This window comes from Nocardioides albus, from assembly GCF_014648255.1.
Taxonomy (GTDB): Bacteria; Actinomycetota; Actinomycetes; order Propionibacteriales; family Nocardioidaceae; genus Nocardioides; species Nocardioides albus.
The window spans coordinates 1-22,701 of the sequence record NZ_BMQT01000014.1 but is presented as its reverse complement, the minus strand read 5'-3'; the positions used below and the strand labels follow the sequence as shown (position 1 = coordinate 22,701).

The window sequence follows — 22,701 nt, the reverse complement described above, 5'->3', positions numbered from 1 at the left end:
AGGTTGGTCAACCGGGTTGGTCAACCCATGGTCATGACCCACTAGGTAGGCGCACGAGGGCCTGGACGGGGGTGTGGTCGCTGGGCCAGCGGCCATCCTTGGTCCAGGTGTTGATCGCGGCCTCCTTGACGGTGATCCCGGGAGTGGTCAGGATCCAGTCGATCCGGGTGCCGTCACGCCCGAACCCGAGCATCCGGTACTTCGGCCCGAGACCCGCCTCGATGGCGCCGAGCTGCCCGAACTCGGCCTTCTGGACGCCCAGGATCGTCGGCTTCTCGAGCTCGACGAACGCGGTGACCAGGGGCTTGCGCTCGGGCCAGTAGTCCGGCTGGCCGGGCTGCGTGCCTTCGCGGTCGTAGCGGATGTTGAAGCTCATCACGTGCAGATCGGGGCCCTTGGCCTTGCCGGTCAGGGGGTCGCCCGAGCCTTCTCGTACGCCGCTGCCGCGGGCAGCGCGCCGCCCAGCGTCGTACCGACCGCAGCGGCCGCGCCGAGTGCGCCCGCGGATGTGATGATGCCTCGCCTGGTGATGCCCATCGATGCTCCTTAGGTGGGGTTAGCTCCACCTCACCAGGTGCAGATGAGCACTCGCGGAACTCCGGATGAGCGGGGCCCGGACGGTTCCGCTACGGAGTGGGCGCGGAGTAGTAGCGGCAGCGGTGGTGCTCGGTGAAGCCGAGGCCCGCGTAGAGCGCGAGGCCGGCGTCGTTGGTGGTCTCCACGTGCAGCCAGGCGGCGCGGGCGCCGCGCTCGGCGCCCCACTCCAGCAGGGTGGCGAGGGCTTTGGTCGCGACGCCCTGGCGGCGGTGCGGCTCGGCGACCTCGAGGTCGTGGATGGCCAGCCAGTCGTCCTTCATCGTGCCCATGATCCGCGCGGTGTCGCCGAGGGTGATGAGCACCTGCGCGTCGTTCGCCTGCACCTCGACGCGGGCGTCCTCGACCGGCGGCGGCAGGAGGCGCCGGGTGGCGGCGAGCCCGGCGAGCTGGAACTCGACCGTCACGTCCTCCGTCCAGCCGCGCTCGACCACGACATCCTCGACCGCGGACCCGACCTCGACCTTCACCCGGGGGTGCTTGTGGCGGCTGCGGTAGTAGCTCTCGACCCGGTCGAGCGCCTCGCCCAGCCCGACCCCGGGGTCCCCGACCGCCAACGCGGAGTTGGGTCGCCGGCGGATCGAGACCTCGTGGTCGAAGAGCACCCACTCGCCCAACGGTTCCGAGGTGGTGCCCGGGAAGATCGCGGCGCTGAGCAGCTCGGCCTCGCGTACGCCGATCCGGAGACGTACGTTCGGCCGCGGCGGCACCGGTTTCCCGGAGACGATCTCGGCGACGGGCACGCTCACCCGCTCCCCGGACTCGCGCTCGATGACCGCGATGCCGTCGGCCCAGGACGTACAGACTCCGAGGATGTCGGTGAAGGCAGGGCCGCCGGTGGGCCCGGACTCACCGGGGACGAGGCGGCGGATGACGATCCGCTTGCCGACGACATGTGGTCCCAGGAGATGAGCAGGCACGTGGGGATACTAGGCTGTCTCTCGAAGGGCCAGTCGCGCCCCTCTGACTTTCGTGATACCCCGCTTGGAGGAGCCCCGAATGACGTACGTCATCGCCCAGCCCTGTGTTGACGTGAAGGACAAGGCTTGCGTCGACGAATGTCCGGTGGACTGCATCTACGAAGGCAAGCGGATGCTCTACATCCACCCCGACGAGTGCGTCGACTGTGGCGCTTGCGAGCCCGTCTGCCCGCCCGAGGCGATCTTCTACGAGGACGACACCCCGGAGGAGTGGAAGGAGTACTACGACGCCAACGTCAAGTTCTTCGACGACCTCGGTTCGCCCGGTGGTGCCGCTCGCATGGGTGAGATCGACAAGGACCACCCGTTCGTCGCCGCGCTGCCTCCGCAGAACCAGGACTGATGCCCGTCTCGATGTCGGCCTCGATCCCGGTCTCGCAGCGGCTGCCTGACTTCCCCTGGGACAAGCTCGCTCCCTTCAAGGAGAAGGCGTCGGGGCACGCCGGTGGGCTGGTCGACCTCTCGATCGGCACGCCGGTCGACCCGACGCCCGCGGTGATCCAGAAGGCCCTCGCCGAGGCTGCCGACTCACCGGGCTACCCGACGACGATCGGCACTGCCGCGGTGCGTCAGGCCGCCATCGACTGGCTCGCGCGCAACCACGGCGTCTCGGGACTGGGGCTCGAGAACGTGCTCCCCGTGATCGGCTCCAAGGAGCTGATCGGCTCGCTGCCGCTCCACCTCGGCGTCGGCCAGGGCGACCTGGTCGCCTACCCGGAGCTCGCCTACCCGACGTACGAGGTCTCCGCGGCTCTCGTCGGCGCCGACACCGTCGCGACCGACTCCCTGGTGGCGCTGGGCCCGAAGGCGCCGAAGATATTGTGGATCAACTCGCCCTCGAACCCGAGCGGCCGGGTGCTCCCGGTCGAGCACCTGCGCAAGACGGTGGAGTGGGCGCGCGAGCGTGGCACGCTGCTGATCTCCGACGAGTGCTACATCGAGTGCGCCTGGGAGGCTGAGCCGATCTCGGTGCTGCACCCGGACGTGTGCGGTGGTTCGTTCGACGGTCTTCTTGCCGTCCACTCGCTCTCGAAGCGCTCCAATCTCGCGGGCTACCGCGAGGCCTTCGTCGCCGGTGACGCCTCGGTCCTCGGCGAGCTCCTCGCGGTCCGCAAGAACCTCGGCCTGATGATGCCCGGCCCGCAGCAGGCCGCCATGGTGACGGCGCTCGCCGACGACCAGCACGCCAAGGATCAGCACGCCCGCTACGCCGCCCGGCGCGCCAAGCTCAAGGCGGCGCTGGAGTCGGCCGGCTTCCGCATCGACCACTCCGAGGCCTCCCTCTACCTCTGGGCGACTCGTGACGAGGACTGCTGGGCGACCGTCGACTGGCTCGCCGAGCGCGGCATCCTCGCCGCCCCCGGCGCGTTCTACGGCCGCGCCGGCAGCTCCCACGTACGCATCGCCTTCACCGCCACCGACGAGCGCATCGACGCCGCGGTCTCCCGTCTGTCCGAGTAGACCCGCCGAGGCGTCACTCACGTCGGCCGAGACGTCGCGTACGTCGGCCGAGTGGGCACTGGATTGCCAACTCGGCCGACCGGAGTGACGCCTCGGCAGGGTCAGTCGGCGACGTCGACGTGGACGTGGTCGCGGTGCTCGAGGATGGACATGTCGCCCTCGCGGGGCGGGAGGTCGTAGTCGCGCCAGCCGGCGGCGGAGCGGCGCTTGGTCCAGATGCGGTCGTCGTAGATGACGGTCTCGACGTCGAGGCGATCGGCGTTGGCGACGAGATATTGAGCCAGCGCCCAGCCTTTGATGTTGTTGGCGGCGTTGACGGGACGGAAGAAGTAGTCGACCGCGCGGCCCTCGTAGTGGGCCGAGCCGACCATGTGCCCGGTGGAGACGCCGCCGGGCTGGAAACCGCCTTCGGGCAGGCCACCGAAGGCCCCGCGTACGTCCTCGCGCAAGGCCTCTGCGCGCGAGGTGAGCCCGGCTCCGCTGAGCTCGTCCGGGGCCGCCTCGGCGCTGACCTTGACGACGCAGGAGAACGCCTCGGGAGTGTTGCCGGTGAGAGCGGAGGCGAGGGCCCGTGCCTCCTGCTCGGCGTCGCGGTAGGAGTCGCGGGAGCCGTCGCTGATCTGCTGGGCCACCCCGGGCACCGACTGCTGGCGGTAGTCGGCGACACCGGAGAGCCGGTCGTAGAGGGCGGAGGCCTCCGCGGCCGGCCGGTCGAGGTCGTGGTCGGCGAGCTCGACCGCCAGCACGACCGACGCTGCGCGGGCGGGCAGCCCGCGGCGTACGGCTTCGGCGGCGATCGCCGAGGCATGCTCGGCCTGCTCGGTGGAGAGGTCGTAGGTCTCGCCCTCGGCGGTGACGGTGCAGCTCTCCCGGGAGAAGACGGGGAGGCCGCTGATCCCGACTCCCAGGACCCGCAGGCCCGCGAAGACCAGCGCGATGGCGATCACGACGCCGAGGACGATGAGGTGCTTGCGCACCGGCCGGAGCTGCTTCCTGGCTTCGCGGGCAGACTTGCGCATCGCCTCGCGCGCCGGCTCCGGCAACCGCGGGGTCGAAGGCCGCCCGGGTGGGGGCGGCGCGCCCGGGGGCGGACTGGTCGGCGGACCCCCGGTTGCGCTCACGTCACCAATCTTCACGTACGGAGCAAGTCAGGCCAGGGTGATGACGATGCGATCGCCGCTGGCCTCGGGGGTCTTGGTCCATCCCTCGTCCTTGCCGGCCGACCAGGTGCGGCCGTCGTAGGCGATCGAGGTGGCGCCAAACTCGCTCGCCCGGGCCAGTGCGTAGTGGGCGACCGTCCAGCCGCCGCGCTCGCCGGACTTGCCGGCCTCGACCGGGATCACCACGGTCGAGCCCTCCACCCGAGCCCGGCCGACCATGCCGCCGAGCAGCTGGTTGATCTCGGCCTTGGTGGCCTGGGGCTTGCCGGAGCCGGCCTCGGGCTCGTCGATCCGGCAGGTCAGCGCGGCGGGGGAGTAGCCACTGATCGCGGAGGCGATCGCGCGGCCCTCACCCTCGTGGTCTGCGTACGCCTCGGGGAACGCCGAGCGCTGCACCTCCTGCGCCGCCTCGGTGACGACCATGTCCTCGTAGCCCTCGATCTTCACCAGGGCGTCATAGAACTTGTTGGTGGCGTAGATCGGGTCCTGGACCTGCTCCTCGGTGCCCCAACCCATCGACGGACGCTGCTGGAAGAGGCCGAGCGAGTCCCGGTCGCCGTGGCTGATGTTGTAGAGCTTCGACTCCTGGATCGCGGTCGCGATCGCGATCGTGGCCGCCCGTGCGGGCAGGCCGCGCTTGAGCCCGAGCGCGGTGATCACGGCCGCGTTGCCCATCTGCTCGGGGTCGAAGCGCGCCTCGTACTCGCCCGCGACGGCCGTGCAGTGCTGCAGGTCGGGCAGGATCGAGTCCAGCTTGTCCGTCGCGGCCTGGACGACCCAGTAGATGCCGCCGGCGATCACGCCGAGCACGACCAGCGCGGTGACGAGCTTCTTCAACGGAGCACTCTGCTCTTGGGGGCGGGATCAGTTGGCGTGGAGGGCGGCGTTGAGCTCGATGCCGTCGCCCTTCCACGGAACTGCCTCGATGGCGCCGCTGACCGAGTTGCGGCGGAAGAGGATGTTGGAGGCGCCGGAGAGCTCGCCGGCCTTCTTGACGGTGCCGTCGGGGAGCGTGACCTTGGTGCCGTACGTCACGTAGCACCCGGCCTCGACCACGGCGTCGTCGCCCAGCGAGATGCCGAGGCCGGAGTTGGCGCCGAGCAGGCAGCGCTGGCCGACCGAGATGACGGCCTTGCCGCCACCGGAGAGGGTGCCCATGATCGAGGCGCCGCCACCGACGTCGGAGCCGTCGCCGACGACGACCCCACCGGAGATCCGGCCCTCGACCATCGAGGCGCCGAGGGTGCCGGCGTTGAAGTTGACGAAGCCCTCGTGCATCACGGTGGTGCCCTCGGCGAGGTGTGCGCCCAGGCGGACACGGTCGGCGTCGCCGATCCGGATGCCGCTCGGGACGACGTAGTCGACCATCCGCGGGAACTTGTCCACGCCGTAGACGGTCACGTGCTGGCCCGCGGCGCGTAGCCGGGCGCGGGTGAGCTCGAAGCCCTCGACGGCGCACGGGCCGGCGCTGGTCCACACCACGTTGGTGAGCAGGCCGAAGATGCCGTCGAGGTTCTGTCCGTGGGGCTTGACCAGACGGTGGGAGAGCAGGTGGAGGCGCAGCCAGACGTCCTCGGTCGACTCGGGGGCGGACTCCAGGTCCTTGACCTCGACGAGCGCGACCTTCTTGGTGACCTGACGAACCTCGTCGGTGCCCTCGAGCGCGGTCAGCTCGGCCGGCGCGGTCGCGTCGGCGGGCTTCTCGCCCAGCTGCGGCGCGGGGAACCAGACATCCAGGACACTGCCCTTGTCGGATCCGGTGTCGGCGGCGTACGTCACGAGGCCGAAGGCCCAAGCTGCATTCGTCACGCGGCGCAGTCTAGTGGCCGAGCCTGAGTGTCCCCTTATCGGCAAGGGCGCGGCATGGCACGATGCGAAGGTGAGCAAGAAGAGCGCGCCACCCGTACCCCAGCTCCTCCAGGCCGAGGACGGCACCTGGACCCTGGACATCCCCGGCGTGGCGACCAGCAAGGGTCACCCGGCGCCGGAGTGGGCGATGGCCAAGGGCGTCGAGGTCGTACGCCGCGCCGCCGCCGACATCGTCCGCAGCTGGATCAACGGCAAGCCGGTCAGCGACGCCGAGAAGCAGGTGGTCCTGCTCGTCACCCGAGGTGACTCGCAGGTGTACGCCTGGCTCGACGCCGCCTTCGCCGACGACAACCCCCGCTAGCCCGTCGAAGCCCCGCTAGCAGCAGCGCGCCTGCGGGTTGTGCTCCTTCTCGTCGGCCCGGTGACGTTCGAACGCGCGCCGGCTCATCGGCTCGACGCCGTCGCGCTCGCACCGGGCGACGTATTCGTCCCACTTCGCCTCCCCGGTCGCCTGGCGGAGCAGCCGCCAGGCGCCGGAGAAGCGGTCGGAGACACGCTCGGTGAGCAGACTCATGAGACCGGCGTCTTCTGGGAGGCCTCCCACTCGCGTACGGCTTCCTTCTCCTCCTTGGTGGCGAAGAAGTCCGAGGGCGCGACGATCTTCGACTCGACCTTCGGGACCTCGGTGGTCGGCAGCCCGCCGGCGCGGATCGCCTTGACCACGGTTACTGCGGCACCGGCGACGATCACGATCACCAGCAGCGCGAACGCTGCCTGCAGGATGCCGCTCTGGGTCGAGTTGTAGATGATCTGGTCGACGTCCGCAGGGGTCTTCGCGACCCCGTAGAGCTCACCGGCGTCGCGGGCCTCGCGCGCGGCAGAGGCCTGGGCGAAGTAGCCGATCGCGGGGTTGTCGCTGAACACCTTCTGCCACGACGCGGTCATCGTGACGATGAGATCCCAGACCAGTGGGATGCCCGGCACCCACGCCCACTTGAGCTTGCCGTGCTTGATCAGCAGCGTCGTGGCCAGGGTCAGGGCGATCGCGGCGAGCAGCTGGTTGGCGATGCCGAAGAGCGGGAAGAGCTGGTTGATACCGCCGAGCGGGTCTCCGACGCCGATCCAGAGCATGTAGCCCCAGGCGAGTACGACCAGCGCGGAGGCCGACCAGGCAGCCGGTCGCCAGGAGGTGTCGGCGTAGCGCTTCCAGACGTTGCCGATCGTGTCCTGGAGCATGAACCGGCCCACGCGGGTGCCGGCGTCGACGGCGGTCAGGATGAAGAGCGCCTCGAACATGATCGCGAAGTGGTACCAGAACGCGGCCAGGCCGCCACCGAACGCCTCGGTGAAGATCAGCGACATCCCGAACGCCAGGGTCGGAGCACCACCGGTGCGGGAGATGATCGACTCCTCCACACTGGCCGCGGCTGCCTCGAGGTCGGCCGGGGTGATCGAGAAGCCGAGCCCGTTGACGAAGGCGGCGGCGGTCTCCGGGGTGCCGCCGGTGGCGCCCAGGGAGGCGTTCATCGAGAAGTAGATGCCCTGGTCGATCACGGAGGCGGCGATGAGGGCGGAGATCGCGACGAACGACTCCATCAGCATGCCGCCGTAGCCGATCATGCGGACCTGCGACTCCTTGGCGACCATCTTCGGCGTGGTGCCGGACGCGATGAGGGCGTGGAATCCGGAGAGGGCGCCGCAGGCGATGGTGATGAAGACGAACGGGAACAGCTTGCCGGCGAAGACCGGACCCTCGCCGTTGGTGGCGAAGTCGGTGACGGCCTCGTTCTGCAGCGCCGGGGCCGCGAGGACCAGGCCCACGGCGAGCAGCACGATGACGCCCACCTTCATGAAGGTGGAGAGGTAGTCACGCGGGGTGAGCAGCATCCACACCGGGAGGATCGAGGCGACGAAGCCGTAGACGACCAGGCAGATCACCAGCGTCTCGTGGGAGAGGGTGAGCGCGTCGGCCAGGCCCATCTCCTCGACGTACCCACCACCGATGATGGCCAGCAGCAGCAGCGCGACGCCGATGACGGTCACCTCGCTGACGCGGCCGGGGCGCAGGTAGCGCAGGTAGAAACCCATGAAGAGCGCGATCGGGATGGTGAGGCCGATCGAGAAGACACCCCACGGCGACTCCGCGAGTGCATTGACGACGACCAGCGCGAGCACCGCCAGGATGATGATCATGATCGCGAAGACGGCGATCAGCGCGGCCACGCCAGCAACGGTGCCGATCTCCTCACGCACCATCTGACCGAGGCTCTTGCCGTCACGGCGCATCGAGAAGAACATCACGACCATGTCCTGCACGGCACCGGCGAAGATGACGCCGACGATGATCCAGATCGTGCCCGGCAGGTAACCCATCTGTGCGGCCAGCACCGGGCCGACCAGCGGGCCGGCGCCGGCGATCGCGGCGAAGTGGTGCCCGAAGAGCACTCGCCGGTCGGTGACGTCGAAGTCCTGTCCGTTCTCCAGCCGCTCGGCCGGGGTGGCCCGGGTGTCGTCGACCTTCAGCACCTTGTCGGCGATGAACTTCGAGTAGAACCGGTAGGCGATCGCGTACGACGCCAGTGCGGCGAACAGGATCCACAGCGCCGAGACATCCTCGCCTCGGGACAGGGCGAGCATGGCCCAGCAGACGGCGCCGACGACAGCGACGGCGGTCCAGATGACGATTGACTTCAGGTTGGGCCCGGATCGTGGGCCCGAGCTGGTGGGGTTGGCGGTCGACGTCGACATGGTCTCCCTCTGATTCAGCACGGTGGCGGTCGTTGTGACAGCCGTCTCAGCCTAGTCTCAGGAAGTCACCGCTGTGCAGGCCGGTGGTCTACTCCCCAGTACGCCCGTCGATGCACTCCCGCAGAAGGTCGGCGTGACCTGCGTGGCGGGCGTACTCCTCGATCATGTGGACCAGGATGTCGCGGATGCTGCTCGGCGCATCGCCGCGGCCGACGTCCCGGGTCTCGCCCAGCACCGAGTCGTCGATCGAGTCGAGCCACTCGTCGGCCGCCGCGACCTGCTCACGCCAGCTCGCGAACGCCTCGTCGGCCGACGCCTGCGTCGGCTCGACCTTGTGGAACCCGCCGGTGGGGTCGTCGGCGTCGAGCCGCGGCAGGTCGAGGTTCTCCTTCAGCACCCGCTGGAACCAGCTCTGCTCGACCCGCGCCATGTGCCGGATCAGCCCGATCAGACTCAGGTCGCTCGGCGGCACGCTCTGCTTGGCCAGCTCCTCCGGGCCGAGGTCCTCGCACTTGCGCTCGAGCGTGAGCCGGTAGTGGCCCAGGTAGTCGCGGTAGTTCGCCAGCTCGCCGACGGCCCGCTGGTCCTGATCGCTGCTCATGGGCTCACCCTCGTGGAACGAGAGTCCCTGCGCCAAATTATTTCAGGCGCCGATGCCCTCACCCGGTGAACTTCAGCCGGTGAAGCTGGGCGGCCGCTTCTCCAGGAACGCGTTGATGCCCTCGCGTCCGGAGGCCGAGCCGCCGAGCGCGGAGATCGACTCCGCCTCGCGCCGCAGCGCCGACTCGGGGTTGGGCTCCGCGACGTCGCGGATCAGGTGCTTGGTGCGGGCCAGCGCCTCGGGGGAGCCGGACAGCAGGGTCGTGACCACCTCGTCCACCGTCGCGTCGAGCTCGTCGGCCGGTACGACGCGGGCGACCAGCCCGGCCTCGAGCGCCTCGGTCGCGGAGAGCATGTCGCCCAGCAGGGTCAACCGGAGCACCCGATGCAGACCCAAGGTGTGCACGAGGAGAGACCCGCCGCCGTCGACGGAGAGCCCGACCTTGGCGTAGGCGAGGCTGAACTTCGCCTTGTCGGCGGCGACGACGATGTCGGCGGCCGCGGCCAGCGGGAACCCGACACCCGCGGCCGTCCCCTGGACCGCGCTGACCACGATCGCGTCACAGCGGACGAGCTCGGTGATGATCCGGTTGGCACCCTCGGCGAGCTCGAGGATGAATGGCCCGAGATCGTCGGCGGCCGCAAACCCGGCCAGGTCACCGCCGACGGAGAAGTACTTCCCCTCCGCGGCCAGCACGATCACCCGCGCCGAGTCCGCCTTGGCCCGCAGGATCGCCGCCACCATCTCCTTGCCCGCCTCGGGCTTGAACACGTTGCCCCGGTCCGGGTTGGTCATCGTGATCCGTGCGCAACCGCCGGCGTACTCATAGCGAATCAGGCTCATGCGCGCATCCTGCCAGGTGCCGAGGGGGCCTTCAGGCTTGCAGGCGGATTTCTCCTGTGCCGCTGCGTGGCGCCGCTATCGTCGCTCCATGGCATCACCGACCGCGTTCACCGTCGCCCGGACCGCAGCCTCTGACACCTATCCGCTGCGCGCGGCGGTGCTCCATGGGAGTGGGCTTCCCGAGGTGGCGAAGGTGGCTGGTGAGGATCATCCCGACGTGGTGACGTTCGCGGCTCGGGACGTCGACGGGGTCGTGATCGGGTGTGCGGGACTGTTCCCAGAACCATGTCCTGACCTGCTCGATCACCGCGGCCAGGGATGGCGCGTCCGGAGGGTTGCGACGGCACCTGAGTGGCGGGGCCGAGGCGTCGGTGCCGCTGTTCTGAGCGAGGCCATTGGCCATGCCGCCGACCGTGGTCCTGGGCTGGTGTGGTGCAACGCGACGCCGGCAGGGTCTCGCCTCTTCGCCCGTGCGGGGTTCGACCAGGTGGGTGATCCCTGGGTGGATCCCGAGTTCGGCCAGAACGTGCGCATGTGGCGGGAGATCTCAACCCTGCCTCCCGCCTGATCCCTCGCTATGACAGAGGGTCCGACCTAGTGAACAGATTCACTAGGTCGGACCCTCTGTCATAGCGGGCGCGGATAAGGTTCGTGCGTGATCCCGGACGAACGATTCACTGTCGGTCGAGTGCCGGTCGAGGACACCTACTCCTTGCGGGCGAAGGTGTTACGCAACGGTGGGCCGCCGGAGGCGGCGAGGATCGCCGGCGACGACGACCCTGAGGTTGCGACGTACGCCGCGACGGATGCCGGTGGGAACATCGTCGGGTGCGTCGGTCTCTTCCCCGAACCCTGCCCCGACCTGCCCGAACATCCCGGCAAGGGGTGGCGGATCCGGGGGATGGCGACGGAGGACGGCTGGCGCGGCCAGGGTGTCGGAGCCGAGGTGCTGAAGGCGGCGCTCGACCATGCCGCGGCCGCGGGTGGCGGACTGGTCTGGTGCAACGCGCGTACGCCGGCCGCGGCGTTCTACCGGCGAGCCGGGTTCGCGGAGATCGGTGAGCCCTGGGACGACGCCGAGATCGGTCCGCACGTGCGGATGTGGCGCGCGGTGTAATCGGGTTCGCGCGGCGGGCGCTGGGCGGCGTACTCTCTTCCTTACAGGCGTTCGAGCCGTCATCAGCGGCGAGCCCCGGGAAGAAAGCCTTCGGGCAAGTAGAACCCGGCGGGAGTGGCCCGTCACAGCCGTAACGAAGTGGTCCGGCAGGACAAGCAGGGTGGTACCGCGGTCGTAGAGATCGTCCCTGTGGAAGACGAAGTCCACACACCACCCAGCAGGAGATGCCGCCGATGGCCTACCCGAAGGTCACCTCAGCCCACAACGCGGGCAACGTCCCGGCCAGCCCACGCTTCCCGGAGATCGAGACGCAGATTCTCGACTACTGGAAGAAGGACGGGACCTTCCAGGCGAGCATCGACAACCGTGACCCCGGCAAGAACGGTGAGAACGAGTTCGTCTTCTACGACGGCCCGCCGTTCGCCAACGGCCTGCCGCACTACGGTCACCTGCTGACCGGCTACGTGAAGGACATCGTCCCGCGCTACCAGACGATGCGCGGCAAGCGCGTCGAGCGGCGCTTCGGGTGGGACACCCACGGCCTGCCCGCCGAGCTCGAGGCGATGCGCCAGCTCGGTCTGAAGACGACCGACGAGATCGCCGAGATGGGCATCGACAAGTTCAACGCGGCCAGCCGTGCCTCGGTGCTGAAGTACACCGGCGAGTGGCGCGAGTACGTCACCCGCCAGGCGCGCTGGGTGGACTTCGACAACGACTACAAGACGCTCAACCCCGACTACATGGAGTCGGTGATCTGGGCGTTCAAGACGCTCTACGACAAGGGTCTGGTCTACGAGGGCTTCCGCGTCCTGCCCTACTGCTGGCAGGACGAGACCCCGCTGTCCAACCACGAGCTCCGGATGGACGACGACGTCTACAAGGACCGCCAGGACCCGGCAGTCACCGTGGGCTACGCGCTCGACACCACCGGTGAGGACGAGGTCCTCGACGGCGCCCACATCCTGATCTGGACCACCACGCCGTGGACCCTGCCGTCCAACCTCGCCGTCATGGTCGGCTCCGACATCGACTACGTCGTGGTCGAGGGCCCGGTCCCGGGCACCGACAAGACGGCCAAGTACGTCCTCGCGGAGGCTCGCCTCGCGGCGTACCAGAAGGAGCTCTTCCCGGAGGCGGACGAGGCGACGGTCCTGGGCCGCTACAAGGGAGCCGAGCTGCTCGGCCGCACCTACCAGCCGCCGTTCTCCTACTACGCCGGTCACCAGAACGCCTTCCGGATCGTCGCTGCCGACGACGCCGTCACCACCACGGACGGCACCGGCGTCGTCCACACCGCCGGTGCGTTCGGTGAGGTCGACAAGGAGGTGACCGACCGCGAGAACATCGAGGCGGTCATGCCGGTCGGCAAGGACGGTCGCTTCACCGCGCCGGTGGTCGACTACGCCGGCGTCCAGGTCTTCGACGCCAACCTGCAGATCATCGACCACCTCAAGGCGGTCACCCGCGGCGAGGCCGGGGGGTCGGTGACCGCGGGCACGATCCTGCTGCGCCGCGAGTCCTACAACCACTCCTACCCGCACTGCTGGCGCTGCCGTCAGCCGCTGATCTACAAGGGTGTGAGCAGCTGGTTCGTCGAGGTCACCAAGATCAAGGACCGGATGCTCGAGCTCAACCAGCAGATCCGCTGGGTGCCGGAGCACATCCAGGACGGCCAGTTCGGCAAGTGGCTGGAGAACGCCCGCGACTGGTCGATCACCCGCAACCGCTTCTGGGGCTCGCCGGTGCCGGTGTGGAAGTCCGACGACCCGGCCTACCCGCGCCTGGACGTCTACGGCTCGTTCGCCGAGCTGGAGCGCGACTTCGGCACCCTGCCGAAGGACGCCGAGGGCAACCCCGACCTGCACCGTCCGTACGTCGACGACCTGGTCCGTCCCAACCCGGACGACCCGACCGGCAAGTCGATGATGCGCCGGGTCTCCGACGTCCTCGACGTCTGGTTCGACTCCGGCTCGATGTCGTTCGCCCAGAACCATGTCCCGTTCGAGAACGAGGAGTGGTTCCAGCACCACTTCCCGGGCGACTTCATCGTGGAGTACATCGGCCAGACCCGCGGCTGGTTCTACACCCTGCACATCCTGGCGACCGCGCTCTTCGACCGCCCGGCGTTCTCGAGCTGCATCAGCCACGGCATCGTGCTGGGCTCCGACGGTCAGAAGATGTCCAAGTCGCTGCGCAACTACCCCGACGTCAACGAGGTCTTCGACCGCGACGGCGCCGACGCGATGCGCTGGTTCCTGATGTCCTCGCCGATCCTGCGCGGCGGCAACCTGGTCGTCACCGAGCAGGGCATCCGGGACTCCGTACGCCAGGTGATGATCCCGCTGTGGAACAGCTGGTACTTCTTCCAGCTCTACGCCAACGCGGCCGACCTGGAGACCACCGGCTCGACGGCGTCCGAGGACCCGCTGGACCGCTACGTCCTGGCCAAGCTGCGCGACTACGTCGCCGAGATGACCTCCGCGATGGACGACTACTACGTCGCCGAGGCGTGCGAGGCCACCCAGCGCTTCATCGACGTGCTCACGAACTGGTACATCCGGCGGAGCCGCGAGCGGTTCTGGAACGAGGACAAGGCCGCCTTCGACACCCTCTACACGGTGCTCGAGACGGTGACCCGCCTGATGGCGCCGCTGCTGCCGCTGACCACGGAGGAGATCTGGCGCGGCCTGACCGGTGGCCGCTCGGTGCACCTGGCCGACTACCCGGTCGTCGAGTCTCTTCCTGCTGACGACGACCTGGTCGCCCGGATGGACGCGGTCCGCGCGGTCTGCTCCTCGACGTCCGCCCTGCGCAAGGCACGCAAGCTCCGCAACCGCCTCCCACTCGGTGGCCTGACCGTGGTCGGTGCCGACATCGCCGGCTTCGAGGAGATCGTCGCCGACGAGGTCAACGTCAAGTCCGTCCGGCTGCTCACCGCCGACTCGGAGGAGGCCGGCACCTACGGCATCGAGCAGAAGCTCGCCGTCAATGCCCGCGCCGCTGGTCCGCGGCTGGGCAAGGATGTCCAGAAGGCGATCAAGGGCTCCAAGTCCGGCGACTGGTCGGTGTCCGAGGCCGGTGTGGTCACCGCCGGTGGGCTCGAGCTGGTCGAGGGCGAATACACCCTGGAGACCGTCGCCGGCGCCGCCACCGACGACATCGCCGTCTCGATGTTGCCTGGAGGTTTCATCGTCCTCGACACGGTCGTCACCCCCGACCTGGCCGCCGAGGGCCTCGCCCGCGACCTCGTCCGTGCTGTCCAGAACGCCCGCAAGGAGGCCGGCCTCAACGTCGAGGACCGCATCGAGCTGCAGATCACCGGCTCGGAGGCCGTGAGCAACGCTGCCACCACCCATGCCGAGCTGATCTCGCGGGAGACCCTCGCGACGACGTACGACGTCGTGGAGTCGCTCGAGGGCAAGCCGGTCGACCTGGGCGATGGCGAGAAGGCTGTCGTGTCGGTAGCGAAGGCCGAGTAGGCGGCCACAAGGCGGTTGGAAAATGGCCGCGACACGCCGAGGGGTCGGCGTGTCGCGGCCGTTCTCGCTCGGGTCATGGCCGCCGAGGCTGGACGGAACGCCGGAGCGGAGCCGGTTCTGTGACGGGAACCGCCCTGGCGATCGCGAAGCCGATGAAGACATAGCCGGTCCAGACGAGGACGGCGTACGTCGCATCCGTCAGCGAGGTGGGCGTCGGGACCGCCGCGAAGCTCAGTGTGCTCATCATCAGCGTCGCCGACCCGACGAGGATCGAGAGGCAGAGGCCGGCGACCTGCGCGACGAGGTGGCGGCTCAACGTTGGTGCGGCGCCGGTGAGACGGGCTAACGCTGTGCCGGTGAGTGCGCCGCCGATGACGGAGATCATGAACGGGACCACCGTGTAGAGCGCCGCTACGGGCAGTCGTCCGCCTGCGAAGTCAGGGCGGCCCGCGAAGACGTCGACGGGGATGTCGGTGTGGGGTGCCCAGGTGAGGTCGTACGGAGCGAGGAGAAGCGCGAACGCGACGAGGCCGAGGATCCAGTAGGAGCCGAACGTGATGACTCGCTGGGTGGGGGTCATGTCGCCAAGTGTCGGGCATCCGCTGAGGCCTTCGCATGTGTTTTCGAGCTCGGGTCGCCCGTCGGCGCTACCGTCTGGGTATGGAGGGTCCTCGTCTGCGGGAGCTGGTGGTTCAGGCGCTGTCGTCGGTGGAGCATGGCTACGACCTGCTGGCGCCGAAGTTCGACGCGACGTCGTTCCGGACACCGGATTGGTTGCTCGCTGCGACGATCACCGCGCTGCGGGAGTACGGGCCGTTCGAGCGCGGGCTGGATGTGTGCACGGGCACCGGGGCAGGGCTCGAAGTGCTCGCGGAGACGACCGCAGAGCGGCCGACAGGGGTCGACTTCAGCATGGGGATGCTCGAGCAGGCCAGGGAGGCGCACCCGGAGGCCGACCTGGTGCGAGCCGATGCTCGCGCGCTGCCGTTCGAGGCTGCGTACGACCTGGTGGTGAGCTTCGGGGCGCTGGGGCACTTCTTGCCGGGGGAGCGGCTCGCGCTCTTCGCCGGCATCCACCGGGCGCTGAGGCCGGGTGGGACCTTCGCGCTGCCTGCTGGTCAGGGGCCGCGGCCGACCCATCCGGCGTACTGGATGCTCACCGGGTTCGACCTGGCGATGCGGGTGCGCAACGCAGTGTGGCGGCCGAAGTTCGTGATGTATTACCGAACCCACCCCCGTCCGGCCCTGTTGAGGGACCTGACGGAGGTGGGTTTCGTGGTGGCTACTACCCCGATGCCTGGGGTCGGCGAGCTGATCGTCGCTCGCCGGAACCAGCTCAGCCCCGGCGCGGGTTCGTCTCAGGCAGCCGAGCGGCGATGATCGGGACGATCACCACGGCCGCGACCAGGTGGGAGACCACCAGCATGATGTTGGTGGCGTAGGAGTCGGTGACGGCGATCAGGCTCGGTACGCAGGAGAGCGCGGTCAGGGTCCAGGCGGTGCGCTTCCAGGTCGAGCTCGGACGCTTGGCGAAGCGGGCGAGGCAGACGGCGATGATGATGCCGATCAGGCCGAGCTCGGCGACGGCCCAGGCGAGCCCGGTCTCGGGGACCGCGGCAGGCGCGACGCCGGTGCCCGGGAGGGCGACGTTGAACGGCACCCCGACGGCGCGGGCGGCGAACTCGAAGACCCCGGTGACCAGGGCGCCGACGAGGACGGCGGCGGTGCTGACGAGCCAGACCGGCATCCGTGCGGCGAACTGGCGGGTGGTGGCGGTCGTCGTGGCCTGGGTGTAGGTGCTGGTGCTCATGATGGTGCCTCTCGTCTCATGGTTCTCGTGGTGGTCTGTCGCGGTCCGTAAGGCCGCTTCTCACCTACTCCACGAACGGTCCGACGCCGATCCGACAGTCCTCTCGAAAAACCTTGGAAATATTTCAGCCGCGGCGCCGGAAGGCGCGCATGGACAGCGGGACGAAGATCGCCAGCAGGACCGCGGGCCAGGCCAGCGCGAGCAGCATCGCGTGGTCGGCGAGGACTCCGGAGGTGATCCCGGTCGGGTTGCCGAAGAGGTCGCGAGCGGCGGTCGCGGTCGCCGAGACCGGGTTCCAGGCGGCCAAGGTGCCGAGCCAGCCGGGCATCGTCTCGGGCGAGACGAACAGGCTCGAGCAGAACCCCAGCGGCCACACCAGCACCTGCACCATCATCAGCGCACCTTCCATCCGCAGGGCCAGGCCCAGGAAGATGCCCAGCCACAGCATCGCCAGCCGCAACCAGAGCAGGAGCCCGACCGCAGCTGCCGCCTCCAGGAACGTGCCCTCGATCCGCCAGCCGATCAGCAGCCCGCCGATCATCAGGACCCCGAGCTGGACCGCCGAGTTGCCGAGGTCGGCGACCGCCCGGCCCAACGGCACCGCGACACTGCTCATCGGCAGCGACCGGAACCGGTTGGTGACTCCCCGTTTGGTGTCCTCGGTGACCACGGCCATGATGCCGTCGACCCCGAACATCATGGTCAGCGCGAGCACCCCGGGCAGGAGATAGGGCAGGTACGTCCCGCCGCCCGGCATCTCGATGGCGCCGCCGAACAGGTAGCCGAAGATCAGCAGCATCATGATCGAGAACAGGATGCCGAACACCGGTCCCCACGGCTCGCGCTGCCAGTGCTTGAGGTCGCGGAGCGTGATGACCCAGGTCTGGCGCAGGGTCGAGGAAAGGGCGGTCATCGGGCGGCTCCTTCGGGCTGGTGCTCGGGGTCGGGGGCGGTCAGGTGGAGGAAGACCTCGTCCAGGGTCGGTCGGCGCAGCAGCACGTCGTCGACGGTGATGCCGGCGGAGTCGAGGGTGCGAACGACCTCGACGACCGCGGCACCGCCGCCGGACGCCCCCGCCTCGACGGTGACCTCGAGCCGGTCGAGGTCGACGGTCGCCGTGGCGCCGAGCGCACCGGCCATCTTGTCGAGGTCGTCCGGCTCGGCTGCGGTGATGATCACCCGGTCTCCGCCGAGATCGCTCTTCAGCGCGGATGGCGTGCCCTCGGCGATCACCTTGCCCTCGCCGAGCACGGTGACCAGGTCGGCGAGCTGGTCGGCCTCGTCCAGGTACTGCGTGGTCAGCAGCACCGTCGTCCCGTCGGCGACCACCTTCCGCACCATCTCCCAGACCTCGTGGCGAGCGCGCGGGTCCAGCCCGGTGGTGGGCTCGTCGAGGAAGAGGATCCGCGGGCGGACGACCAGGCCGGCCGCGATGTCGAGGCGGCGCCGCATCCCGCCCGAGTAGCCCGAGACCTTCCGGTCGCCGGCCTCGACGAGACCGAAGGCGTCGAGGAGCTCTGCGGAGCGGCGTACGGCATCGGCCTTCGACAGGCCGTGGAGACGGCCGAACATGACCAGGTTCTCCCGGCCGTGGAGGGCCTCGTCGACGGCGGCGCTCTGTCCGACCAGCCCGATCGTGGAGCGGACCCGGGCGGGGTGGCGTACGACGTCGTGACCGCCGACGCGCACCTCGCCGGCATCGGGCCGGGTGAGCGTCGCGAAGACGTTCACCGCGGTCGACTTGCCGGCGCCGTTGGGCCCGAGCAGGGCGTGCACGGTGCCGGCGGCGACCTCCAGGTCGAGGCCGTCGAGCGCCTGGGTGTCGCGGTAGCGCTTGCGCACGCCCCGCGCGGAGAGGGGAGCCGTGGTCATCGGGCCACCTCGATCCGGAACACGCCGCAGCGACCGACGACAGCCTCGAACGCCTCCGGCGTCACCGCGGTGACGACCCCGGCGTCGAGCATGATCTTCGCTCCGTCGGTCATCCGTTCCGGCCATGCCCGGAGCACGGTCAGCGCCTCCTCCTGCTCGACCTCCACGAGGTGCACCTCCTCTGTCTTCCGGCCGACCCGGAGCGTGGCTCGGCCGGCGGCGGCACGGATGTTCCGGGCCCAGTCGGCTCCCGGGAAACCCTCGAGCAGATAGCGCTGCCCGTCGAGCTCCAGCACCGAGAGCGGCGTGCTGCGGGGCTTGCCGCTCTTGCGGCCCGGCACGGTCAGCACCGGCAGCTCCAACATCGCGATCCCGGTCTTCGACAGGGTCATGAAGACCTTGTTCATCGGCTTGAGCCATCGCGGCGGGACCGGCTTCGAGTCGTTCTGCATACACGCTCCTTCAATTTCGTACGTCGTACGAAGATGTCAACGGAGTGACTGTAGCATTTGTTCCGTACGGTGTACGAAATTTTTCTGAAGGAGGTTACGATGACCGTCGTGCCGGAGCAGCCAGATCAGTCGGACCCGTCCCTGCGCCTGCTGTGGCGCCATCGGACCGGGTCGTCCGAGGAGCCGAAGACCAAGCGCGGCCCGAAGCAGAAGGTGAGTGTCGACGAGATCGTCGACGCTGCGATCGACCTCGCCGACGCCGAGGGCCTGGCAGCGGTGACGATGCGCGCGATCGCCCAGCGGTTCGGTCTGGGCGCGATGACGCTCTACTCCTACGTACCGAACCGGGATGCGCTGCTGGTGCTCATGGCCGACCAGGTGGTCGGCCGCACCGTGCTGCCGGAGCTGCCCGAGGATCCGCGCGAGCGCCTCGAGCTGGTCGCCAGGCTCCAGCACGACGAGCTCCGGGCCCACCCGTGGCTGCTCGAGGTGCAGGACGTACGCCCCTGGCTGGGGCCGAACATGAGCGACCGCTACGAGTGGCAGCTGCAGGCCGTCGACGGCCTCGGGCTCTCCGACCTGGAGATGGACCAGACGGTCGCGGTGCTGATGGGCTTCGCCGGCAACATCGCTCGCAGCGAGCTGCTGAAGCGGCGTGCCGAGAAGGTCACCGGGATGACGGAGGCTGAGTGGTGGGCCGCCAACTACGACACGTTGAGCGAGGTCATGGCCGGCAGCCACTATCCGCTGGCCAACCGGGTCGGGACCGCCGCGGGGGAGACCTACCAGGCCGCCACCGACCCGGGCCGCGAGCTCGACTACGGACTCGCCCGGATCATCGACGGTGTCCTCGCGCACGTCACCGAACGGGCTCCTGATTGACTAGGCCCATGGCGACGCTCGACCTGACCACCGACGTAGTGACCTTGACCCGGCAGCTGATGGACATCGACTCGGTGAGCCTCAACGAGCTGGAGCTGGCCGATGCCGTGGAGCAGGCGCTGAGCGTCTACGACCACCTCGTCGTCGAGCGGCGCGGCAACTCGATCGTGGCCCGCACCGACCTCGGGCTACCGGAGCGGGTGGTCATCGCGGGACACCTCGACACGGTGCCTGTCAACGGCAACTTCCCGAGCCGCCTGGACGAGGCCACCGGCATCCTGCACGGCCTCGGCGCCTGTGACATGAAGTCGGGAGACGCGGTCATCCTCAAGCTCGCCGCCACCTTGGCGACGCCCAACCGCGACGTGACGTACGTCTTCTACGACGCCGAGGAGATCGAGGCCGTCCACAACGGCCTCGGCAAGCTGGCCGCCAGCGAGCCCGACCTCCTCGCCGGCGACTTCGCGATCCTGATGGAGCCCTCCAACGCCGGCGTCGAGGCCGGCTGCCAGGGCACGCTGCGGGTCGAGGTGCGCATCACCGGCGAGCGGTCCCACAGCGCCCGCTCCTGGCGCGGCGTCAACGCGATCCACAAGACCGGTGAGCTGCTGCGCCGTCTGGAGGCGTACGACCCGCGCAAGCCGATCATCGACGGGCTCGAGTATCACGAGGGTCTCAACGCGGTCTTCGTCTCCGGGGGAGTTGCCGGCAACGTGATCCCCGACGAGTGCGTGGTGACGGTCAACTACCGCTTCGCCCCGGACCGGAGCGAAGCGGAGGCGCTGGCGTTCGTGACCGATTTCTTCGAGGGCTACGACGTCACCCTGACCGACTCCGCGCCCGGCGCGCTGCCAGGACTGGACCGACCCGCTGCCAAGGCCTTCATCGACGCCGTCGGCGGCGAGGTCGGACCCAAGTTCGGCTGGACCGATGTGGCGCGGTTCACCGTTCTCGGCATACCAGCGGTCAACTATGGTCCAGGTGACCCGATGTACGCCCACAAGGCCGACGAGCATGTGAACATCTCCGAGATCATCACCTGCGAGCAGGCCCTTCGTGATTGGTTGACCGCATGACCCGACGTAGCGGCTCCGGCCCCCGCCCCACCAAGGGACGCCCCGCCGGCAGCACCACCGACCAGCGACTGCTCGACAGCTCCGGCCACGGCGACTGGGTCCACACCGATCCGTGGCGGGTCATGAAGATCCAGGCCGAGTTCGTCGAGGGGTTCAACGACCTCTCCGAGATCGGCCAGGCGATCAGCGTCTTCGGGTCGGCACGCACGCCGAAGGACCACCCGACCTACGCCCAGGCCGAGGCCGTCGGCCGCGGCCTGGCCGAAGCCGGCTTCGCGGTGATCACCGGCGGCGGCCCCGGGACGATGGAAGCGGCCAACAAGGGCGCCCTCGAAGCCGGTGGCGAGTCGATCGGCCTCGGCATCGAGCTGCCCTTCGAGGCCAGGCTCAACGACTACGTCGGCTTCGGTCTCAACTTCCGCTACTTCTTCGTCCGGAAGATGATGTTCGTCAAGTACTCCCAGGGCTACGTCGTCATGCCCGGCGGCCTCGGCACCATGGACGAGCTCTTCGAGGCGATGACGCTCTCCCAGACCAAGAAGATCACCCAGTTCCCGATCGTCCTGATGGGCGTCGAGCACTGGGAGGGGCTCCTGGACTGGATGCGCAAGACGATGTTGGCCGACGGTCGGATCAAGCAGAGCGACCTGGACATGATCACCCTCACCGACGACGTGGACGAGGCGGTCGAGCTGATGCTGAAGGCGCGTGACTGAAGGATGGGCTGGATCTTCGCGGCACTGATCGTGCTGGCTCTGGGAGGAGTCGCCCTCGTAGCCGCCGGCGCAGGCGCGCCGATGGGGGAGGAGTACGGCGACCAGCCCGACGTCCTGGTACCCCGCGACCGGGTCCTCGAGGCGGCAGACCTGCGCCGCGTACGTTTCTCGGTGGGCCTGCGGGGCTACCGGATGGCCGAGGTGGATGCTCTGATCGCGCGCCTTGCCGAGGAGGCAGAATGGCGCGAGTCGACCGCGGGCGGGGATGCCGCTGCCGGGGTCGGAGTCGGGGGACTCACCACACACACGCCCGAGCCCGATTCGGGCTCGACCGACGTCTAGGACAGAATCGCTGCCGTGAGCTTCGCTGCCGTACTCGTCTACGCCGTCACCGCCCTGGTCGCGGTGATCGTCGCGCTCACCTATCTCAAGCCACACCTCCTGCAGCCGCAGCGGGCGAGGCTGCCGCAGAAGATCCACCTGTACGCCGGCATCGCCGGCCTGCTGGTCTGGACGCTCTTCCTCGTCTCACCGCCGTCCTTCTTCCTGGGCGGCGACATCCCGGGGGTCATCGGACTCTTCGGGATCTGGCTGGCCGCTATCGCGGGTCTCTACCTGCTCGTCGGGCGGCTCAAGGAGCAGCGCGCCGGGGACGTCGGCCACGACGACTATGCGTATGACGACGCCTACGACGACGGCTACGACGAGGAGTACGCCGCCGAAGGCGCATACGGCTACGACGAGCCCGGCTACGACGAGGCCGGCTATGACGTCTATGCCGAGGTCGACGAACGGGCGGGGTACGCCGACCCGCGCCGGCCGATCCAGCAGCCGGTGCCGCAGCCGGTCCAGCAACCGGTGTCGCAGCCGGTATCGCAGTCTGTCCCTCGACCGGTCGCTCAGCCTGCCGATCATCCTGGACGCCCGGCCGAACGTCGGCCGGAGCCCCGGCGAGCGGCGGCTCCCAGCGTCGACGAGACCGCCGTGATGGCGCCGGTGGAGCGCGGCTCCGCGCCTGCTCCCGCGCCTGCGCCGGCCCCCGCTCCGGCCCCCGCTGCCGGACCGGCTCGGGACGGGCAGAGCGGTCGCCGGATGGCCGGG

The 22,701-nt window shown here is 69.2% G+C and carries 27 protein-coding genes; 12 read left to right on the top strand and 15 right to left on the bottom strand.

Features of this window, described 5'->3' with window-relative positions; translation table 11 throughout:
• Nucleotides 1-31: 31 nt before the first annotated feature.
• The 3 genes from IEY84_RS24000 to IEY84_RS23995 all read right to left on the bottom strand — a co-directional run bounded on the left by IEY84_RS24000 (nt 32) and on the right by IEY84_RS23995 (nt 1,514).
• Entirely contained in the window at nt 32-376 is a 345-nt protein-coding gene (locus tag IEY84_RS24000) for an exonuclease/endonuclease/phosphatase family protein (protein ID WP_221208946.1), read from the bottom strand.
• Between the two features lie 32 nt (nt 377-408).
• Nucleotides 409-537, bottom strand: coding sequence for a hypothetical protein (locus IEY84_RS26965; RefSeq protein ID WP_260173747.1), 129 nt, complete (start codon nt 535-537; stop codon nt 409-411).
• A gap of 89 nt (nt 538-626) precedes the next feature.
• Nucleotides 627-1,514, bottom strand: coding sequence for a GNAT family N-acetyltransferase (locus IEY84_RS23995; RefSeq protein ID WP_183547053.1), 888 nt, complete (start codon nt 1,512-1,514; stop codon nt 627-629).
• A gap of 79 nt (nt 1,515-1,593) precedes the next feature.
• Here IEY84_RS23995 and fdxA point away from each other — a divergent pair, with 79 nt between their 5' ends.
• Both fdxA and dapC read left to right on the top strand, forming a co-directional pair.
• The gene (gene fdxA / locus IEY84_RS23990; RefSeq protein WP_008358813.1) at nt 1,594-1,917 is read left to right on the top strand and encodes a ferredoxin; all 324 of its coding nucleotides are present in this window, start codon (nt 1,594-1,596) and stop codon (nt 1,915-1,917) included.
• Nucleotides 1,917-3,035: a succinyldiaminopimelate transaminase gene (gene dapC / locus IEY84_RS23985; protein ID WP_275944482.1), complete on the top strand. Its 1,119-nt coding sequence runs from the start codon at nt 1,917-1,919 to the stop codon at nt 3,033-3,035. The genes fdxA and dapC overlap by 1 nt, the downstream gene beginning before the upstream one ends.
• Nucleotides 3,036-3,136: 101 nt before the next feature.
• On the opposite strand, the gene IEY84_RS23980 is transcribed toward dapC, so the two are convergent.
• From IEY84_RS23980 to dapD, 3 genes are read right to left on the bottom strand one after another with little or no spacing between them, the layout of a single operon-like run.
• Entirely contained in the window at nt 3,137-4,156 is a 1,020-nt protein-coding gene (locus tag IEY84_RS23980; RefSeq protein WP_229788957.1) for a VldE C-terminal domain-containing protein, read from the bottom strand.
• 27 nt (nt 4,157-4,183) lie between these two features.
• Nucleotides 4,184-5,032, bottom strand: coding sequence for a hypothetical protein (locus IEY84_RS23975; RefSeq protein ID WP_183547050.1), 849 nt, complete (start codon nt 5,030-5,032; stop codon nt 4,184-4,186).
• A 27-nt stretch (nt 5,033-5,059) separates the two neighbouring features.
• On the bottom strand, nt 5,060-6,004 hold the full coding sequence (dapD, locus tag IEY84_RS23970) for a 2,3,4,5-tetrahydropyridine-2,6-dicarboxylate N-succinyltransferase (protein WP_183547049.1): 945 nt from the start codon (nt 6,002-6,004) through the stop codon (nt 5,060-5,062).
• A gap of 70 nt (nt 6,005-6,074) precedes the next feature.
• Between dapD and IEY84_RS23965 the strand changes: the two genes are divergently transcribed.
• Nucleotides 6,075-6,365 carry a hypothetical protein gene (locus tag IEY84_RS23965; protein ID WP_183547047.1) on the top strand — a complete coding sequence of 97 codons (291 nt, stop codon included), beginning with the start codon at nt 6,075-6,077 and terminating at the stop codon, nt 6,363-6,365.
• 15 nt (nt 6,366-6,380) lie between these two features.
• Here the strand turns inward: IEY84_RS23965 and IEY84_RS23960 are convergent, their stop codons facing one another.
• The 4 genes from IEY84_RS23960 to IEY84_RS23945 form a co-directional block, all read right to left on the bottom strand.
• Complete coding sequence (locus IEY84_RS23960; protein WP_221208945.1) at nt 6,381-6,578, bottom strand: YbdD/YjiX family protein; 198 nt, start codon at nt 6,576-6,578, stop codon at nt 6,381-6,383.
• Entirely contained in the window at nt 6,575-8,752 is a 2,178-nt protein-coding gene (locus IEY84_RS23955; protein WP_183547043.1) for a carbon starvation CstA family protein, read from the bottom strand. The genes IEY84_RS23960 and IEY84_RS23955 overlap by 4 nt, the downstream gene beginning before the upstream one ends.
• Nucleotides 8,753-8,840: 88 nt before the next feature.
• A complete protein-coding gene (locus IEY84_RS23950) occupies nt 8,841-9,353 on the bottom strand; it encodes a DinB family protein (protein ID WP_183547040.1) in 513 nt (170 codons plus the stop codon).
• Between the two features lie 72 nt (nt 9,354-9,425).
• Nucleotides 9,426-10,196, bottom strand: coding sequence for an enoyl-CoA hydratase/isomerase family protein (locus tag IEY84_RS23945; protein ID WP_183547038.1), 771 nt, complete (start codon nt 10,194-10,196; stop codon nt 9,426-9,428).
• Between the two features lie 88 nt (nt 10,197-10,284).
• Between IEY84_RS23945 and IEY84_RS23940 the strand changes: the two genes are divergently transcribed.
• From IEY84_RS23940 to ileS, 3 genes are all read left to right on the top strand, one after another.
• Nucleotides 10,285-10,764: a GNAT family N-acetyltransferase gene (locus tag IEY84_RS23940; RefSeq protein WP_183547036.1), complete on the top strand. Its 480-nt coding sequence runs from the start codon at nt 10,285-10,287 to the stop codon at nt 10,762-10,764.
• A gap of 87 nt (nt 10,765-10,851) precedes the next feature.
• Nucleotides 10,852-11,313 carry a GNAT family N-acetyltransferase gene (locus IEY84_RS23935; protein WP_183547034.1) on the top strand — a complete coding sequence of 154 codons (462 nt, stop codon included), beginning with the start codon at nt 10,852-10,854 and terminating at the stop codon, nt 11,311-11,313.
• A gap of 233 nt (nt 11,314-11,546) precedes the next feature.
• Entirely contained in the window at nt 11,547-14,792 is a 3,246-nt protein-coding gene (ileS, locus tag IEY84_RS23930; protein ID WP_183547032.1) for an isoleucine--tRNA ligase, read from the top strand.
• Nucleotides 14,793-14,865: 73 nt separating this feature from the next.
• Here ileS and IEY84_RS23925 read toward each other — a convergent pair whose 3' ends face one another.
• On the bottom strand, nt 14,866-15,372 hold the full coding sequence (locus IEY84_RS23925) for a hypothetical protein (protein WP_183547030.1): 507 nt from the start codon (nt 15,370-15,372) through the stop codon (nt 14,866-14,868).
• Nucleotides 15,373-15,452: 80 nt separating this feature from the next.
• Between IEY84_RS23925 and IEY84_RS23920 the strand changes: the two genes are divergently transcribed.
• Nucleotides 15,453-16,172, top strand: a complete 720-nt coding sequence (locus tag IEY84_RS23920) for a class I SAM-dependent methyltransferase (protein ID WP_183547028.1) — start codon at nt 15,453-15,455, stop codon at nt 16,170-16,172.
• Here the strand turns inward: IEY84_RS23920 and IEY84_RS23915 are convergent.
• The 4 genes from IEY84_RS23915 to IEY84_RS23900 all read right to left on the bottom strand — a co-directional run bounded on the left by IEY84_RS23915 (nt 16,129) and on the right by IEY84_RS23900 (nt 18,926).
• Nucleotides 16,129-16,602: a DUF6069 family protein gene (locus tag IEY84_RS23915; protein ID WP_183547026.1), complete on the bottom strand. Its 474-nt coding sequence runs from the start codon at nt 16,600-16,602 to the stop codon at nt 16,129-16,131. The genes IEY84_RS23920 and IEY84_RS23915 overlap by 44 nt on opposite strands.
• A 124-nt stretch (nt 16,603-16,726) precedes the next feature.
• Nucleotides 16,727-17,515 (bottom strand): ABC transporter permease, encoded by a 789-nt coding sequence (locus IEY84_RS23910; RefSeq protein WP_183547024.1) that lies wholly within the window; start codon nt 17,513-17,515, stop codon nt 16,727-16,729.
• Complete coding sequence (locus tag IEY84_RS23905) at nt 17,512-18,474, bottom strand: ATP-binding cassette domain-containing protein (RefSeq protein ID WP_183547022.1); 963 nt, start codon at nt 18,472-18,474, stop codon at nt 17,512-17,514. The genes IEY84_RS23910 and IEY84_RS23905 overlap by 4 nt, the downstream gene beginning before the upstream one ends.
• Nucleotides 18,471-18,926, bottom strand: a complete 456-nt coding sequence (locus IEY84_RS23900; RefSeq protein WP_183547020.1) for a nitroreductase family deazaflavin-dependent oxidoreductase — start codon at nt 18,924-18,926, stop codon at nt 18,471-18,473. The genes IEY84_RS23905 and IEY84_RS23900 overlap by 4 nt, the downstream gene beginning before the upstream one ends.
• 99 nt (nt 18,927-19,025) lie before the next feature.
• Here IEY84_RS23900 and IEY84_RS23895 point away from each other — a divergent pair, with 99 nt between their 5' ends.
• The 5 genes from IEY84_RS23895 to IEY84_RS23875 form a co-directional block, all read left to right on the top strand.
• Complete coding sequence (locus IEY84_RS23895; protein WP_183547012.1) at nt 19,026-19,808, top strand: TetR/AcrR family transcriptional regulator; 783 nt, start codon at nt 19,026-19,028, stop codon at nt 19,806-19,808.
• An 8-nt stretch (nt 19,809-19,816) separates the two neighbouring features.
• On the top strand, nt 19,817-20,884 hold the full coding sequence (dapE, locus tag IEY84_RS23890; protein ID WP_183547010.1) for a succinyl-diaminopimelate desuccinylase: 1,068 nt from the start codon (nt 19,817-19,819) through the stop codon (nt 20,882-20,884).
• Nucleotides 20,881-21,600 (top strand): LOG family protein, encoded by a 720-nt coding sequence (locus IEY84_RS23885; protein WP_183547008.1) that lies wholly within the window; start codon nt 20,881-20,883, stop codon nt 21,598-21,600. Before dapE ends, IEY84_RS23885 begins: the two co-directional genes overlap by 4 nt.
• Before the next feature lie 3 nt (nt 21,601-21,603).
• Complete coding sequence (locus IEY84_RS23880) at nt 21,604-21,942, top strand: DivIVA domain-containing protein (protein WP_183547006.1); 339 nt, start codon at nt 21,604-21,606, stop codon at nt 21,940-21,942.
• Nucleotides 21,943-21,957: 15 nt separating this feature from the next.
• A partial coding sequence (locus tag IEY84_RS23875) for a hypothetical protein (RefSeq protein ID WP_229788955.1) occupies nt 21,958-22,701 on the top strand: 744 nt, incomplete at its 3' end.

Coding starts and splice junctions, on each gene's coding strand:
- fdxA (WP_008358813.1), top strand. CDS start 1,594: ATGACGTACGTCATCGCCCAGCCCTGTGTTGACGTGAAGGACAAGGCT.
- IEY84_RS23960 (WP_221208945.1), bottom strand. CDS start 6,578: ATGAGTCTGCTCACCGAGCGTGTCTCCGACCGCTTCTCCGGCGCCTGG.
- IEY84_RS23915 (WP_183547026.1), bottom strand. CDS start 16,602: ATGAGCACCAGCACCTACACCCAGGCCACGACGACCGCCACCACCCGC.
- ileS (WP_183547032.1), top strand. CDS start 11,547: ATGGCCTACCCGAAGGTCACCTCAGCCCACAACGCGGGCAACGTCCCG.
- dapC (WP_275944482.1), top strand. CDS start 1,917: ATGCCCGTCTCGATGTCGGCCTCGATCCCGGTCTCGCAGCGGCTGCCT.
- IEY84_RS23950 (WP_183547040.1), bottom strand. CDS start 9,353: ATGAGCAGCGATCAGGACCAGCGGGCCGTCGGCGAGCTGGCGAACTAC.
- IEY84_RS23945 (WP_183547038.1), bottom strand. CDS start 10,196: ATGAGCCTGATTCGCTATGAGTACGCCGGCGGTTGCGCACGGATCACG.
- IEY84_RS23885 (WP_183547008.1), top strand. CDS start 20,881: ATGACCCGACGTAGCGGCTCCGGCCCCCGCCCCACCAAGGGACGCCCC.
- IEY84_RS23925 (WP_183547030.1), bottom strand. CDS start 15,372: ATGACCCCCACCCAGCGAGTCATCACGTTCGGCTCCTACTGGATCCTC.
- IEY84_RS23905 (WP_183547022.1), bottom strand. CDS start 18,474: ATGACCACGGCTCCCCTCTCCGCGCGGGGCGTGCGCAAGCGCTACCGC.
- IEY84_RS23910 (WP_183547024.1), bottom strand. CDS start 17,515: ATGACCGCCCTTTCCTCGACCCTGCGCCAGACCTGGGTCATCACGCTC.
- IEY84_RS23920 (WP_183547028.1), top strand. CDS start 15,453: ATGGAGGGTCCTCGTCTGCGGGAGCTGGTGGTTCAGGCGCTGTCGTCG.
- IEY84_RS23940 (WP_183547036.1), top strand. CDS start 10,285: ATGGCATCACCGACCGCGTTCACCGTCGCCCGGACCGCAGCCTCTGAC.
- IEY84_RS23900 (WP_183547020.1), bottom strand. CDS start 18,926: ATGCAGAACGACTCGAAGCCGGTCCCGCCGCGATGGCTCAAGCCGATG.
- IEY84_RS24000 (WP_221208946.1), bottom strand. CDS start 376: ATGAGCTTCAACATCCGCTACGACCGCGAAGGCACGCAGCCCGGCCAG.
- dapE (WP_183547010.1), top strand. CDS start 19,817: ATGGCGACGCTCGACCTGACCACCGACGTAGTGACCTTGACCCGGCAG.
- IEY84_RS23895 (WP_183547012.1), top strand. CDS start 19,026: ATGACCGTCGTGCCGGAGCAGCCAGATCAGTCGGACCCGTCCCTGCGC.
- IEY84_RS23880 (WP_183547006.1), top strand. CDS start 21,604: ATGGGCTGGATCTTCGCGGCACTGATCGTGCTGGCTCTGGGAGGAGTC.
- IEY84_RS26965 (WP_260173747.1), bottom strand. CDS start 537: ATGGGCATCACCAGGCGAGGCATCATCACATCCGCGGGCGCACTCGGC.
- IEY84_RS23955 (WP_183547043.1), bottom strand. CDS start 8,752: ATGTCGACGTCGACCGCCAACCCCACCAGCTCGGGCCCACGATCCGGG.